Origin of the sequence: Tersicoccus solisilvae, assembly GCF_014643255.1 — a bacterium.
GTDB classification, from domain to species: Bacteria; Actinomycetota; Actinomycetes; order Actinomycetales; family Micrococcaceae; genus Tersicoccus; species Tersicoccus solisilvae.
Genome location: NZ_BMJI01000013.1, coordinates 47462 through 61450, shown reverse-complemented (window position 1 = coordinate 61450; position 13989 = coordinate 47462). Strand labels below are relative to the sequence as shown.

General features: G+C 71.2%; 13 protein-coding genes. 6 read left to right on the top strand and 7 right to left on the bottom strand.

Translation table 11 applies throughout. The features are described 5' to 3' along the window. Nucleotides 1-125: 125 nt before the first annotated feature. Nucleotides 126-1157: a zinc-binding dehydrogenase gene (locus IEX22_RS10710; RefSeq protein ID WP_188668394.1), complete on the top strand. Its 1032-nt coding sequence runs from the start codon at nucleotides 126-128 to the stop codon at nucleotides 1155-1157. A 100-nt stretch (nucleotides 1158-1257) separates the two neighbouring features. Next, a complete protein-coding gene (locus tag IEX22_RS10705; protein WP_188668393.1) occupies nucleotides 1258-2283 on the top strand; it encodes an aldo/keto reductase in 1026 nt (341 codons plus the stop codon). A gap of 283 nt (nucleotides 2284-2566) precedes the next feature. Here the strand turns inward: IEX22_RS10705 and IEX22_RS10700 are convergent, their stop codons facing one another. From IEX22_RS10700 to IEX22_RS10675, 6 genes are all read right to left on the bottom strand, one after another. After that, nucleotides 2567-3505 carry an NADP-dependent oxidoreductase gene (locus IEX22_RS10700; protein ID WP_188668392.1) on the bottom strand — a complete coding sequence of 313 codons (939 nt, stop codon included), beginning with the start codon at nucleotides 3503-3505 and terminating at the stop codon, nucleotides 2567-2569. 148 nt (nucleotides 3506-3653) lie between these two features. Continuing rightward, nucleotides 3654-4226 carry a TetR/AcrR family transcriptional regulator gene (locus IEX22_RS10695; protein ID WP_188668391.1) on the bottom strand — a complete coding sequence of 191 codons (573 nt, stop codon included), beginning with the start codon at nucleotides 4224-4226 and terminating at the stop codon, nucleotides 3654-3656. Nucleotides 4227-4285: 59 nt separating this feature from the next. Further along, complete coding sequence (locus tag IEX22_RS10690; protein WP_188668390.1) at nucleotides 4286-5182, bottom strand: alpha/beta hydrolase fold domain-containing protein; 897 nt, start codon at nucleotides 5180-5182, stop codon at nucleotides 4286-4288. A gap of 145 nt (nucleotides 5183-5327) precedes the next feature. Beyond that, a complete protein-coding gene (locus tag IEX22_RS10685) occupies nucleotides 5328-7559 on the bottom strand; it encodes a DEAD/DEAH box helicase (RefSeq protein WP_188668389.1) in 2232 nt (743 codons plus the stop codon). A 67-nt stretch (nucleotides 7560-7626) separates the two neighbouring features. Continuing rightward, on the bottom strand, nucleotides 7627-8532 hold the full coding sequence (gene ppk2, locus IEX22_RS10680) for a polyphosphate kinase 2 (protein ID WP_188668388.1): 906 nt from the start codon (nucleotides 8530-8532) through the stop codon (nucleotides 7627-7629). A 128-nt stretch (nucleotides 8533-8660) separates the two neighbouring features. Then, entirely contained in the window at nucleotides 8661-9110 is a 450-nt protein-coding gene (locus IEX22_RS10675) for an Lrp/AsnC family transcriptional regulator (RefSeq protein WP_188668387.1), read from the bottom strand. Between the two features lie 79 nt (nucleotides 9111-9189). Between IEX22_RS10675 and IEX22_RS10670 the strand changes: the two genes are divergently transcribed. Together IEX22_RS10670 and IEX22_RS10665 are read left to right on the top strand one after the other, a co-directional pair. Next, entirely contained in the window at nucleotides 9190-9903 is a 714-nt protein-coding gene (locus tag IEX22_RS10670; protein ID WP_306464443.1) for an AzlC family ABC transporter permease, read from the top strand. Further along, nucleotides 9900-10247, top strand: coding sequence for a branched-chain amino acid transporter permease (locus IEX22_RS10665; protein WP_306464442.1), 348 nt, complete (start codon nucleotides 9900-9902; stop codon nucleotides 10245-10247). The genes IEX22_RS10670 and IEX22_RS10665 overlap by 4 nt, the downstream gene beginning before the upstream one ends. Nucleotides 10248-10258: 11 nt before the next feature. On the opposite strand, the gene IEX22_RS10660 is transcribed toward IEX22_RS10665, so the two are convergent. Beyond that, nucleotides 10259-11341 carry a DUF2891 family protein gene (locus tag IEX22_RS10660; RefSeq protein ID WP_188668386.1) on the bottom strand — a complete coding sequence of 361 codons (1083 nt, stop codon included), beginning with the start codon at nucleotides 11339-11341 and terminating at the stop codon, nucleotides 10259-10261. Nucleotides 11342-11458: 117 nt separating this feature from the next. Here IEX22_RS10660 and IEX22_RS10655 point away from each other — a divergent pair, with 117 nt between their 5' ends. Then, the gene (locus IEX22_RS10655) at nucleotides 11459-13570 is read left to right on the top strand and encodes a heavy metal translocating P-type ATPase (protein ID WP_188668425.1); all 2112 of its coding nucleotides are present in this window, start codon (nucleotides 11459-11461) and stop codon (nucleotides 13568-13570) included. 19 nt (nucleotides 13571-13589) lie between these two features. Further along, nucleotides 13590-13904 (top strand): metal-sensitive transcriptional regulator, encoded by a 315-nt coding sequence (locus IEX22_RS10650; protein ID WP_188668385.1) that lies wholly within the window; start codon nucleotides 13590-13592, stop codon nucleotides 13902-13904. Nucleotides 13905-13989: the final 85 nt, after the last annotated feature.

The window sequence follows — 13989 nt, the reverse complement described above, 5'->3', positions numbered from 1 at the left end:
CGGCCCAGCCCTGTGGGGGACTGCCAGTACCTGGAACGCCTGTGCCTCCCACGTCGCGGGCCACAGGTGTGAACTGAAGATCTGAACGGTCACGCAAGCACAGCAATCAAAGGAGAGTTCGCCCCATGCGAGCAGCACTGATGTACGGCGCGGGAGACGTGCGCGTCGAGAACGTCCCCGCCCCCACGATCCAGGAACCCACCGACGCGATCGTGCGGATCGTCGCCGGCTGCATCTGCGGAAGCGACCTGTGGCCCTACGCGTCGATGCCGGACACGGACGAAGGGGCCCGTATGGGTCATGAATTCGTCGGGGTCATCGAGGAGCTCGGTTCCGAGGTGACCGGGATGGCGATCGGGGACTTCGTGATCGCGCCCTTCGTCGCGTCCGACGGAACCTGCGATTTCTGCCAGGAGGGACTGCAGACCTCCTGCCGGCACGGTGCCCACTGGGGTGGGCAGGACGACGGTGGCCAGGGCGAATTCGCCCGGGTACCGCAGGCTTCAGGCACTCTCGTCGTGGTGCCGTCCGGCTTCGACGAGGAACTGATCCCCTCGCTGCTCAGCCTGTCCGACGTCATGTCGACCGGATACCACGCGGCGAAGAAAGCACACATCGAGCCCGGTCAGACGGTCGCCGTGATCGGTGACGGCGCCGTTGGGCTGTCCGCGGTCATCTCCGCCCGACTGATGGGCGCCTCCCGCATCATCCTCATGGGGCGTCACCGGGCCCGCACCGATCTGGGCCGCGAGTTCGGGGCCACCGACGTGGTCGCCGAGCGTGGGCAGGAGGGCATCACCCGAGTCCGCGACCTTACCGGCGGTGACGGAACCCACGTCGTCCTCGAGGCCGTCGGGCTGAAGTCGGCGATCGAGATGGCCATCGGCGTCGTCCGCGACGGTGGCGTCATCAGCCGCGTCGGCGCCCCGCAGTTCTCCGACGTCCCCCTCGGGTCCCCCGAGTTCATGCGCAACATCACCCTCACCGGAGGTGTCGCCCCCGCCCGGGCCTACATCGATGAACTGCTCCCACTGGTGCTGGATCGCAGCATCGACCCCGGGAAGGTGTTCGACCGCACCGTCGGCATGGACGACGTCCCCGCCGGATACCAGGCGATGGCCGACCGCGAAGCACTCAAAGTGCTCGTCCGCCCGTAACCCTGGAACGACACCCCCAGCAGGTTCCCCCGGTGCGGCGGTGACCACCGCCGCACCGGGGAAACCCGGCATCCGTACGACAATCGAAAGCAGGTCAACGATGGAACACCGCCCGCTCGGACGCACCGGCGTCCAGGTCAGCCCGCTGTGCCTCGGCGCCATGATGTTCGGCCCCTGGGGCAACGACGACCGCGCCGACGCCACCCGCATCATCCACCGCGCCCTCGACGCCGGGATCAATATCGTGGACACCGCCGACGTCTACTCGGCCGGCGTCTCGGAGGAGATCGTCGGGGAGGCGCTGCAGGGACGGCGCGACGACGTCGTGCTCGCCACCAAGTTCTTCATGCCGATGGACGACGACGTCAACCACCGGGGCGGCTCCCGCCTCTGGATCATGCGCGAGGTCGAGAACTCACTGCGCCGGCTGAAGACCGATCATCTCGACCTGTACCAGGTGCACCGGCCGAGCGCCGACACCGACGTCGAGGAGACCCTCGGCGCGCTCACCGACCTCGTGCGGCAGGGCAAGGTCCGCTATGTCGGCTCCTCGTCCTACTCCGGGTCGCAGATCGTCGAAGCGCAGTGGGCGTCCCGAGACCGCAACCTCGCGCGATTCGTCACCGAGCAGCCGCCGTACTCGATCCTCGTCCGCGGCATCGAGGAGGACGTGCTGCCCACGACCCAGCGGCACGGCATGGGCACCCTGACCTACAGCCCCCTCTCCGGCGGCTGGCTCTCCGGTCGCTACCGGAAGAACGCGCCCGGCTCCCCGACCTCCTCGGCCCGCCCGAGCGCCCGGTTCGACATGGACGCCCCGGCGAACCAGCGCAAGCTCGACGTCGTCGAGGAGCTGGCGCAGCTGGCCGAGAGCGCCGGGCTGAGCCTGATCGAACTGTCCATCGCCTTCGTCATCAACCACCCGGGCGTGACCTCGGCGATCGTCGGACCGCGCACGATGGAGCAACTCGAGTCCTACCTGCCGGCCGCGGACATCACCCTGTCGGACGACGTGCTCGACCGCATCGACCAGCTCGTGGCTCCCGGTGTGACGATCAACCCCGACGACAACAGCTACGGAGCCCACGAACTGACCGGTCAGGCCCGTCGCCGGCCACGGCGATGACCGGCGACGACCTGAAGACCCTGCACGCATCGCTCTGCGAGGCCATGGTCGCCGGCGACGTCTTCGTACTGCGGTTGCAGCCCTGACCGTTGGACGATCGGCTAGCGTGCGGCGGCTCCGCGGGCCGGCGGATTCGAAGCGGACCGGATACCCCTCTGGGTCGGTGACGAGGGCTTGCTGCACACGTGCCTCCTCGCCCCCGATGCGAGTACCTCGCCGTCTCCCGCGATGGTAAACGCAGGGAAACGGTGGCCCAGTTCCGGCCGCCGACGACCACCCGGGTTCACGCCGCGTCGGGCACGACGACGACCTTTCCTCGCAGCGTGCCGGCCGCCGACTGCTCGTGGACGGCCGCGAGCTGGTCGAAGCCGACGCGCCGGGCGACGTCGACGTGCAGGTCACCGCTGTCCACCAGCCCGACGAGTCGGCGCAGTTGCTCGGTGTCGCTGCGCACGAAGATGACGGCGCTGCGCACCCCCCGCTCCTCGTCGTCCGGGGCCGGCATCCACGCGGTGGTGCTGACCACCACGCCGCCGGACCGGACGAGTCCGACGAGGGAGGTGAACTCCGCGGGATCGATCGGGGCCAGGTTCAGCAGCACGTCCACCGGCTCGGTCACGGCGTCGAGCACGGAGGTCGTCGTGTGGTCGATGACCTGCTCCGCGCCCGCCGCCAGCACGCTCTCCCGGCTGCGCGGACTGGCGGTGGCGATGACGTGGGCGCCGGCCCGCTTCGCCAGCTCGACGGCGTACCCGCCCACCGTGCCGCCGGCACCGACGACGAGCAGGCGCTGATTCGCCTGCAGCGCCGCCTCGTCGAACAGGGCCTGCCAGGCGGTGAGGCCGACCGAGGGGAGAGCGGCCGCGTCCGTCAGCGGGATGCTCGACGGCGCCGGGACGAACACGTCCGCGGCGGCAACGACGTACTCGGCGGCCGCGCCGTCGGCGGTCATCGGGAGGAAGCCGATCACCGGGTCCCCGACCGCCAGGTCGGACACACCCTCCCCCACCGCGTCGACCGTCCCGGACACGTCGTAGCCGGGGGTGTGCGGCAGCGTCACCGGGATAGGCAGGCTGCCGGCCCGGATGCCGTTGTCGGCCTGGTTGAAGCCGGATGCTGCCACCCGGACGCGAACTTCGCCCGAACCGGCGACGGGTTGCTCGATCTCCTCGATCGTCAGCACGCTCGGGTCACCGTGCTCGTGGAAACGCACTGCCTTCATGATCAGCTCCTGTACGGCGCACGCGTCCGGCCGCCGATTGCTTCGGCGTCGCCTCGGGCTCGCGCTACTGGTGCAAACGGACGATTTCGTCCACTTATTCCGGTCCTGCACCGACGACAGCGAGAAGGAGGTCGGCGAGCAGGGCCGGTCAGTCGGCGTGGGTCGCGATGCCGCGGAGGAAGACCGCTCGCTGTTCGGCGGCGGCCTCCTCCCAGTGGGGGACGTTCGACATCGGCTGGGCGAGCATCGCGCCGAACCTGACGACGGTTCCGGCGTTGACGTCGTCGCGGACGGTGCCATCGACGTGGCCGCGTTCGACGATGGCATGCATGACGCCCCGCATCCGTTGACGGAGAGCGGCGGACTCCGACCGCTCGGTCATCGGGGCGCCGTGCAGCGGCAGGACGAGTTCGTCCCGATGCCGGAACGTCTGGTGCAGGAAACGGCTGATCGCATCGAGTCCGCTCTCGCCGGAAACGAGCGCGTCCTCCGCCTCGGCCAGGATCAGACCGTAGGCTCGCACGGCCATCGCTTCAAGCAGTGCCTCGCGGTTCGGATAACGCCGATAGAGCGTCCCCACCCCCACCCCGGCCTCCGCTGCGATCCGAGCCATCGGAACGGCCTTGCCCTCGGCGAGACCCGATCGGGTCGCCGCTGCGATGATGCGCTCCGCATTCTGGGCAGCGTCCCTACGCAGCCCGCGCGGTTGGACGTCGGACATGATCCTCCACAGTAGTCCGAGGGTGCCAATGCCGAACGTCCCCGAGAACGACCCGGTGCTCAGAGGACGCGCGCGATGCTGTCCACGACCTCACGCGCCGCCTCCCGGCCGATGCGGGTGGGCAGCAGCGGGTAGACGTGCACCTGGCCCGCCTTCTCGTGGACGATGATCTCGACGCCGGCGTCACGCGCCTTCTGCACCAGCAGCTGAACGTCGGGGTTGAGCACGTCGCGCGAGCCGATGAACACCGTGAGCGGGCCGAGTCCCGCGAGGTCGCCGAACAGCGGACTCACCGCCGGGTCGGTCATCGGCAGGTCGCCCCGCCAGGCCTCCGCGAAGACGGTGGCGCCCTCGGTGCCCAGCCACGGGTCGGTCGGCTGCACGTCCGGGATGCGCGGATTGCTGAACGTCAGGTCCAACGCGGGCGAGATGAGCGTGGTCATGGGCAGGCGGATGCCCTCGTCCTTGAGCTGGAGGGCGGCGGAGAGGGCGATCTGGCCACCGGCGGAGTCACCGGCCAGACACGTCGGCCCGTACGCGTCGAGGTTGGACCGCACGAGTTCGACCACGCGCTCACGGGTCTCGCCCGCGGTCCCCCAGGGCACCAGCGGGTAGACCGGGACGGTCACCACGACGCCGGCCTCCGCGGCGATGTCGGCGATGAGCCGCCAGTGGAAGGACACGATCTGGTTGACCCAGCCGCCTCCGTGCGCGTACACGAGGCTTCCCGCGGGACGCCCGGTGGCGGTGGGCGTGACGGTGTACACGGGCCAGTGCCGGTCCTGCACCACGTCGACACGGACGTCACCGCGGAGGCGCTTCGGCGGACCGTACGCGGCCGGCCGCAGCGTGTTCTCCTGCAGCCGCTTCCGGGCACCGGTGGCCGTGACGAACGGCTTGTTCGCTCCGGTCACGCGCAGCAACGGGGGAACAAGAGCGTCGGGCAACGTGACCATGGACGAGGCGCTCCTGACTCGTGGCGGGCGGGGCTCACGTGAAGCCGCACCGGCCGTTGACCAGCACAGACGGGCACACGCTACCCCGCGGACCTGTCCGGACCGGCGGACCGCAGAGCCGGCTGGCAAGTGATCCGTCGACGAACTAGCCGGCCGACGCCAGCGCGAACGGCAGCACCGAACCGGCGCCGGCGCGGCGCAGGTCGCGGGCCGCCACGGTGAGGGTCCACCGGGAGTCGACCAGATCGTCGACGAGCAGCACCGGCTCCCCGTCCAGCTCCGCCAGGGCGGCGGCCAGCTCGGGGGTGACGACGTGGCCGCCCCACACCCCGGCCAGCCGGAACGCGCTGTTGCCGCCCGGGCGGGATGCCGGGTGGCCGTCCCGCACCGGCATCTCGCCGAGGTACTGCAGCCGGCCGACCTCGGCCAGGCCGCGGGCGAGCGAGGTGATCAGTTGCGGCCGGGTCCGGGAGCCCAGCGCCACGACGCCGGCGGGGCGACGCGCCCAGCCCCACTCGCGGAGCACCCGCACGCAGGCCTTACCGAGGTCCGGCGGCAGCTCACCGTCGCGCGGCACAGCCTGGCCTGCCTCGTCGGCACGGGCATCGAACACCTCCCGCAACCGGCCGCCGAAGCCGAGGTCCGAGAGGCGAGCCAGCGCCCGGCCGGACTCGGCCCGATCGGCGTCGGGGATCTTGCCCTTGACGGGCGAGCCGTCGGCGTTCGTGACACCGAGGCGGTCCATGCCGGACGGCCAGGTAGTGCGGGGTTCGATCTCCACCCCGGCCGCGGCCAGCGCTCCGGCGGCGCGCTCGGTGCTGCCGGCGTCGACGGCGTCCGGGTACCAGGGCTCCGTGCAGCGGTCGCACCGGCCGCAGGGGGCGGCGTCGGCGTCGTCGAGCTGCCGGGTGAGGAACTCCATCCGGCAGCCCGTGGTCCGTTCGTACTCGAGCATCGCCTGCTGCTCGGCCTTCCGGGCCGCGGCGATCGCGGCGTACCGCTCGGCGTCGTAGGTCCAGGGCACCCCGGTGGCCTGCCAGCCGCCGGCGACCTTCTCGATCGCCCCGTCCACGGCGAGCACCTTGAGCAGCAGCTCCAGCGGGGTGCGGCGCAGGTCGACCCGGGCCTCCAGGGCCGGAACGGACAGCGCGCCTCGTGCGCGGGTCAGCTCGGCGATGACGGCCTCCGCCTTCTCCTGCCGCGGCATGGACGCGGTGGCGAAGTACTGCCAGATGTTCTCGTCCTCGATGCCCGGCAGCAGCAGCACGTCCGCGTCCGCCCCGGACCTGCCCGCACGGCCCACCTGCTGGTAGTACGCGACCGGGGAGGACGGCGCCCCGAGGTGGATGACGAACCCGAGGTCCGGCTTGTCGAAGCCCATGCCCAGCGCACTGGTGGCGACGAGCGCCTTCACCCGGTTGCCCTTGAGCGCGTCCTCGAGCTCCTGCCGATCGGCCGGGTCCGTGCGACCGGTGTAGGCCCGCACGTCGTACCCCGCGGCCGCGAGCGCGCGGGCGGTGTCCTCGGCGGCCGCGACGGTCAGCGCGTAGATGATGCCCGAACCGGTCAAGTCCCCCAGGTGCTGCAGGAGCCAGCCGAGCCGGTCCGTGTTGTTGCCCAGCCGCAGCACCCCGAGCCGCAGGGAGCTGCGCGCGAGCGGCCCGCGCAGGGTGAAGACGCCGTCGTCGGGCGGCGTGCGGGAACCGTCCACCAGCCGCACGTCCAGCTGCTCCGCGACGTCCGAGACCACCCGGGCGTTCGCCGTCGCCGTGGTGGCGAGCACGGGCACCCCGTCGGGCAGCTCGGCCAGCAGGTCCCGGATGCGGCGGTAGTCGGGCCGGAAGTCGTGCCCCCAGTCGGAGATGCAGTGGGCCTCGTCGATGACGACGAGGGCACACCGGCGGATCAGGTCGGGTAGCTGCTCGGCACGGAACCGCGGATTGGTCAGCCGCTCCGGCGAGATGAGCAGGACGTCGACGTCGTCGGCCGCCAGCCGGCCCGCGATGTCGGTCCACTCGGTCGCGTTCGCCGAGTTGATCGCCACCGCGCGCACCCCGGCGCGCTCCGCAGCGGAGATCTGGTCCCGCATCAGCGCCAGCAGTGGGGAGACGATCAGGGCGGGCCCGGCGCCGCGGCGGCGCAGCAGCAGGGACGCGAGGAAATAGACCGCGGACTTGCCCCAGCCCGTGCGCTGGACGACGAGGGCACGCCGGTGATCCGCGACGAGGGCCTCGATCGCCTCGTACTGGCCGGCGTGGAACCGCGCGTCGGCGCTGCCGGTGAGGGCGTGCAGCACGTCGAGGGCCTCGTCGTACAGTCCGCGGTCACGGACGGTGGGGCCGGTCGAGGAGTCGGTCTGCTGCGGGGTGGGGCTCATGCCCTCAGAATCTCAGGTGCCACCGACGGAACCCAAGACGTCATCGGGCCCTGGGGACATCGCCGGGTCACTCGTCGGCGATCTCCCGCTTGCCTCGCATCACCAGCTGCGGGTCGGGCTTGCGCACGACCTTGTCGTCCCGCCCGTCGTAGGCGAACTGTCCCAGGAAGAACCGCATCGCATTCAGCCGGGCGCGCTTCTTGTCGTTGGACCGGACGATCATCCAGGCGGCGTAGTTCTTGTCCGTCCGGCGGAACATCTCCTCCTTGGCGACCGTGTAGTCCTCCCAGCGGTCCAGCGACGCCAGGTCCATCGGCGAGAGCTTCCAGCGGCGCACCGGGTCCAGCTGCCGGATGGCGAACCTCGTCCGTTGCTCGGTCCGCGAGACCGAGAACCACAGCTTCGTCACGTGGATGCCGGACTCGACGAGCATCCGCTCGAACTGCGGAGCCTGGATCATGAACTGCTCGTACTCCTCGTCGCTGCAGAAGCCCATGACGCGTTCCACGCCGGAGCGGTTGTACCAGGACCGGTCGAACATCACGATCTCGCCGGCGGTGGGCAGGTGCTGCACGTACCGCTGGAAGTACCACTGACCCTGCTCGCGTTCCGTCGGCTTCGTGAGGGCGACGACGCGCGCCGTCCGCGGGTTGAGGTGCTCGGTGAACCTCTTGATCGTGCCCCCCTTGCCGGCCGCGTCCCGTCCCTCGAACAGGATGATGGCGCGCCTGCCGTTGTCCTCCAGCCAGTACTGGAACTTGAGCAGCTCGATCTGCAGGAGGTACTTCTCGAACTCGTACTCGTCGCGATCCAGGCGCTCCTCGTACGGGTAGCCTTCGCGCCAGGTGGAGACGGCGTTGCCCTCCGGGTCGATCAGATCGGGATCGGCGGTGTGTCCGTCGCGGACCGAGTACCCCTCGTCCCGCAGCTGGTCGATGTACTCGCGCAATCCCTCGACGCGCTGATCGCTCATGTCCGTCACTCCTCACCGGTCGCCCACAGAGGTCCCAGTCTTCAACGATGCCGGGCGAACGTGAACCCCCGGCGTCGAGCCGGCATGTTCCAGGTGACGGATCGCCCGACGGCGGCGTCAGCGGCCGCTCACGGTACCCGGCGCAGCGACTTGATCACCTTCATGGGGAACCGCGAGGTCACCGTCTGGATGCCGGCGATGGTCATGATCTCGTTCCGGACGAACGCCTCGTAGGCGGCCAGGTCGGCGACGGCGACGCGGAGGAAGTAGTCGGGTGAGCCGAAGAGCCGGAACAGCTCGAGAACCTCGTGCATCCGCTCGACGGTCTGTTCGAAGTGGTCGACGGTCGCCAGGTCGAACTGGTGGAGGGCGACGTCGAGGATCACCTCGAAGCCCTCGTCGACCGCCGCCGGGTCGATGTCCGCGCGGTAGCCGAGGATCACGCCGTCCTCCTCCAGCCGCTGCACCCGGCGCAGACACGGCCCCGGCGTCAGGCCGACCCGGTCGGCGAGGGCGACGTTCGAGATGCGCCCATCGGAGCGCAAAATGTCGATGATGGCGCGATCGGTGCGATCCATGCCATATCGTTGCACGATTCGCGGTCTGAACGAATGATCCGGCAACCGGATGGCTCGCCGATCCTGAGAACATGGTGAGGTGGAGACGATCGTGGCGGCGCCCCCGCAGACCCGGCGCCAGCAGGTGGCCGCGGGCGCGCGGGACTCCCTCGCCGCGGGGCTGGGCATGTACCCGATCGGCATCGCGTTCGGCCTGCTCGTGATCCAGGCGGGTCTGCCGTGGTGGATCGCGCCGGCCCTGTCGATCTTCGGCTTCGCGGGGTCCCTCGAGCTGCTGATGATCAGCATGATCACGGTGGCCACCCCGCTGGCGACCATCGCGTTGACCACCTTCCTGGTCAACTTCCGGCACGTCTTCTACGCCTTCACGTTCCCCCTGCACGTGGTGCGCAACCCCGTGGCGCGGTTCTACTCCATGTACGCGCTGATCGACGAGGCGTTCGCGGTGACCGCGGGCCGGCCGCGCGCGTGGACGTCGTGGCGGCTGCTCGCGATGCAGCTCGCGTTCCAGTCGTACTGGGTGGGCGGCGGCCTGACCGGCGTCGCGCTCGCGCAGCTGATCCCGTTCCGGATCCAGGGCCTCGAGTTCGCCCTCTGCGCCCTCTTCATCACGCTCACCCTGGACGCCTGCCGCAGCCGGAAGGAACTGCCCTCCCTGCTGCTGGCCGGCCTCAGCTTCTCCGCCGCGATCGTGCTGGTACCGGACTCGGCGCTGTTCGCCGGGCTGATCGGCTTCGTCGTGCTGCTCGTGGCCCGCTGGGCACTGACTCGGACCCGAGAGGCGGCAGCGTGATCGGCGGGTCGGTCGATCCCTGGTACGTCGCCGGGGTGCTGGCGATCATCTTCGTCGTCACCTTCTCCCTGCGGGCGCTGCCGTTCGCGCTGCTCCGGCCCCTGCGCGCGTCCCGGTTCGTCCGGACGATGTCCGTGTGGATGCCGGTGGGCATCCTGGCCATCCTCGCCGCGGCCACGTTCCGCTCCTCCGCCGGTCACGACCTTCCCTCCCTGCTCTCCGGGGCGATCGCCGCGGTCGTCACCGTCGTCGTGCACCTGGCCTTCGGGCGGCGCACGCTGCTCAGCGTCGGCCTCGGTACGGCGACGTTCGTCGTCCTCGTGAACGTCGCCGGCATGTCCTGACCGTCCTCGCGTCAGCCGGCGGTGCGGGCGGCGTGCTCCCGGGCCTCCATGGCGTCCCACGCGAACGAGGCGAGCCAGTGCGTGGAGTAGTACTCCTCGCCGACGCTCGCGGCGAGGCCGGCCGCGAGCAGCGGGTCGACTGCGGGTTCGAGCAGGTCGACGGGGCCTCCGGCCGCACCCGCGCTTCGAAGCGCGTCGACGATGCGGCGCGCGGCCCCGGCACGGGAGAGATCCAGGCCGAACAGGTGCACCTGCTGGGGGTCGTTCTCGTCGCGCACGACGGCCGGCGCGAGCACGTCGTCGCCCGGCCGGAGCGCCGAGAAGAAGTCCTCCGCCCAGCCGGCGAACTCGGCCGGCGGCAGCACGGCCCGCATCAGGTCGGCCTCGGCCAGCCCCGCGGACAGGAAGTCGTGCCCGCTGCGCTCCCAGGCGAACGGCCAGCCCGCGTCCGCGCCGAACCACGCCCGTGCCGTGCGCGACGCCGTGTCGGCGAGGTCGGTCCGGCCGAGCACGCGGGCGGCGTCGAGGGTGAGCATCAGCCCGAACGCCGAGTTCCCGTGCACGCCGTGGCGCACGGGGTAGGCCGCATTCGCCAGCCACCGGGCGGTCACGTCCTCGAGCACGTCGAGGAACGGGGCGAACCCCGGCGCCAGCGCCCGGACGGCCGGCACCTCGGACGTCGAGACCTCGGCCGCGAGCCGGAACGCCCAGGCCCATCCGTAGGGCCGTTCCCAGTCCGGCGCCGCCGTCAGGTACTCGGCCTCCCGCTGCACGTGGGGGCCGGTCAAATGGGCCGACAGGAGGTCGGTGAGTCGGGCCTTCAGGCCCTCCTCGAGGCCGATGCCGTGCGCGTCCGGCGCGGTCGCCGCATACGCGAGCAGCCGCGCCGCCAGCCAGTGCATGTGCACCGAGGAGTGCCAGTCGTACGACGTCGCGAACGCGGGGTGCAGGTCAACCGGCAGCGCCCGGTCGTCGGGACCGGCTGTCGCGTGGTGCGCGACGTACGGGTACTCCCGCTGGAGGTTGCCGATCACCACCCGGGCGAAGGCGGAGGCCCAGGCGGAACGATCGAGGGACACGGCTGAGGCGGACATGAGGCCATCCTTCCTGACGCCGGGTTGCCACCCTTCGCTAATACCCCCTAGGGGTATACAGTATGGGTCATGGCACGAGATCCGCACGCCACCCCCGCCCTCGACGACGCCCACCCGATGACCGCTCCGGACGGCACCCCCTCCCGCCACGACCATGCCGGGCACGGCGACCATCCGGACCACGGACATCCGGGTCATCACGGCGGCCACGGCGGCCACGGCGGCCACGGCGATCACGTCGCCCAATTCCGCCGCCTGTTCTGGATCATGCTCGTGATCGCCGTCCCGGTGGTCGCGTGCAACGACATGTTCGCCCACCTGCTCGGCTACCACCTGCCCGACGCCGCGTGGGTGCGCTGGGTCTCCCCCGTCCTCGGCACCGTGCTCTACGCCGGGGGCGGCCGGCCGTTCCTCACCGGCGGCGTCGCGGAACTCCGGTCTCGTAGGCCCGGGATGATGCTGCTGATCGCCCTCGCCATCACGGTCGCCTTCCTCGCCTCGTGGGGCGCGAGCCTGCGCCTGCTCGACGCGCAGCTGAACTTCTGGTGGGAACTCGCCCTGCTGGTCGTCATCATGCTGCTCGGGCACTGGATCGAGATGCGCTCGCTGGCGCTGACCACGTCCGCCCTCGACTCCCTCGCCGCGCTGCTGCCGGACACCGCCGAGCGGATCGACGGGGACGACGTCGTGCCGGTGGCCCCGGCGGACCTGGTGGTCGGCGACGTCGTGCTCGTGCGGCCCGGCGCCGCGGTACCGGCCGACGGGCGGATCCTCGACGGGGCCGCCAGCATGGACGAGTCGATGGTCACCGGGGAGTCGACGCCGGTGGACCGGGGCACCGGGGACCGCGTCGTCGCCGGCACCGTGGCCACCGATTCCGGGCTGCGCGTCGAGGTGACCGCCACCGGCGACGACACCGCGCTGGCCGGCATCCGCAGGCTGGTCGCGGACGCGCAGAGCTCCACCTCACGGGCCCAGCGGATCGCCGACACGGCGGCGGCCTGGCTGTTCTGGTTCGCCCTCGGTTCCGCGGTGATCACCGCGCTGGTCTGGAGCGCGGTCGGCCTGCCCGACGACGCCGTCGTGCGCACCATCACCGTCCTCGTCATCGCCTGCCCCCACGCCCTCGGCCTGGCCATCCCCCTGGTGGTGGCGATCGCGACCGAGCGCGCCGCACGCGGCGGGGTGCTCGTCACCGACCGGCTGGCCCTGGAGTCGATGCGCACCGTGGACACGGTGCTCGTGGACAAGACCGGCACCCTGACCCGGGGCGAGCCGACGGTCACGGCCGTCGCGACCGCGGACGGGAGCCGGTCCCAGGACGACGTGCTCGCAGTCGCCGCCGCGGCCGAACGGGCGAGCGAGCACCCGCTGGCGAAGGCGATCGTCCGGGCCGCGGAGGACCGGGGGATCGACGTCCCGCCGGCGGACGGTTTCACCTCCTCCCCCGCCGTCGGCGTGCGGGCCACCGTGGACGGCGACGTCGTCGAGGTCGGCGGCCCGCGCCTGCTCGAGCAGCACGGCCTCGACGAACTGACCACCGCGGGCCGCTGGCACGACGAGGGCGCGATCGTCCTGCACGTCGTCGTCGGCGGTCGGGTGGCCGGGGCGCTCCGGCTGGCCGACGAGGTGCGGCCCGAGTCCCGCGACGCCGTGGACGCGCTGCACGCCGCCGGGGTGCAGGTCGTCATGGTGACCGGCGACGCGCGGGCCGTGGCGGACACCGTCGCCCGCGAGCTCGGCATCGACCGCGTGTACGCCGGAGTCCGGCCCGAGGACAAGGCCGAGACCGTGGCGGAGCTGCAGCGGGAGGGCCGGCGGGTGGCGATGGTCGGCGACGGCGTGAACGACGCGCCCGCGCTCGCGGCCGCCGACGTCGGCATCGCGATCGGCGCCGGCACGGACGTCGCCATCGCCTCGGCGGGCGTCATCCTCGCCTCCTCCGACCCGCGGTCGGTGCTCTCGGTGATCGTGCTGTCGCGTGCCGCGTACCAGAAGATGAAGCAGAACCTGTGGTGGGCCGCCGGATACAATCTGATCTCCGTGCCGCTGGCCGCCGGGGTCCTCGCCCCCATCGGGTTCGTGCTGCCGATGAGCGTCGGTGCGATCCTGATGTCGATCTCCACCGTCGTCGTGGCGCTCAACGCCCAGCTGCTGCGCCGCCTGGACCTCAGACCGGCCAGCAGCGCCGGCGCGTTCCTCGACCACCGCACGACCGACAGCAGCTGAGAGGAAGGAAGCCACCACCATGGCCACCACCCCCGAGACTCCGTCGAGCCCCGTCCACGGGTACATCAGCGACAAGGACCGGTACCTGGCGCGGCTCAAGCGCATCGAGGGCCAGGCGCGCGGCATCCACCGGATGATCGACCAGGACACGTACTGCATCGACATCCTCACCCAGATCAGCGCGCTCACCAGCGCCCTGGAGAACGTGGCGCTCGGCCTGCTGGACGACCACCTCAAGCACTGCGTCGTCGACGCGGCGAAGGCCGGCGGCTCGGAGGCGGAGCAGAAGATCAAGGAAGCGTCCGACGCCATCGCGCGGCTCGTGAAGTCCTGACGGACGGACGGAATCCCGCGCTTCGGCACGAGATCCCTTGACGAGCCGTGCGGTTTGGCTAGCATCGTTATATAACGTTGCTATC

Bases quoted from the DNA above. Each gene is read 5' to 3' on its own strand.
- IEX22_RS10650 (WP_188668385.1), top strand. From the start codon at position 13,590: ATGGCCACCACCCCCGAGACTCCGTCGAGCCCCGTCCACGGGTACATC.
- IEX22_RS10655 (WP_188668425.1), top strand. From the start codon at position 11,459: ATGACCGCTCCGGACGGCACCCCCTCCCGCCACGACCATGCCGGGCAC.
- IEX22_RS10705 (WP_188668393.1), top strand. From the start codon at position 1,258: ATGGAACACCGCCCGCTCGGACGCACCGGCGTCCAGGTCAGCCCGCTG.
- ppk2 (WP_188668388.1), bottom strand. From the start codon at position 8,532: ATGAGCGATCAGCGCGTCGAGGGATTGCGCGAGTACATCGACCAGCTG.
- IEX22_RS10685 (WP_188668389.1), bottom strand. From the start codon at position 7,559: ATGAGCCCCACCCCGCAGCAGACCGACTCCTCGACCGGCCCCACCGTC.
- IEX22_RS10675 (WP_188668387.1), bottom strand. From the start codon at position 9,110: ATGGATCGCACCGATCGCGCCATCATCGACATTTTGCGCTCCGATGGG.
- IEX22_RS10695 (WP_188668391.1), bottom strand. From the start codon at position 4,226: ATGTCCGACGTCCAACCGCGCGGGCTGCGTAGGGACGCTGCCCAGAAT.
- IEX22_RS10690 (WP_188668390.1), bottom strand. From the start codon at position 5,182: ATGGTCACGTTGCCCGACGCTCTTGTTCCCCCGTTGCTGCGCGTGACC.
- IEX22_RS10660 (WP_188668386.1), bottom strand. From the start codon at position 11,341: ATGTCCGCCTCAGCCGTGTCCCTCGATCGTTCCGCCTGGGCCTCCGCC.
- IEX22_RS10710 (WP_188668394.1), top strand. From the start codon at position 126: ATGCGAGCAGCACTGATGTACGGCGCGGGAGACGTGCGCGTCGAGAAC.
- IEX22_RS10700 (WP_188668392.1), bottom strand. From the start codon at position 3,505: ATGAAGGCAGTGCGTTTCCACGAGCACGGTGACCCGAGCGTGCTGACG.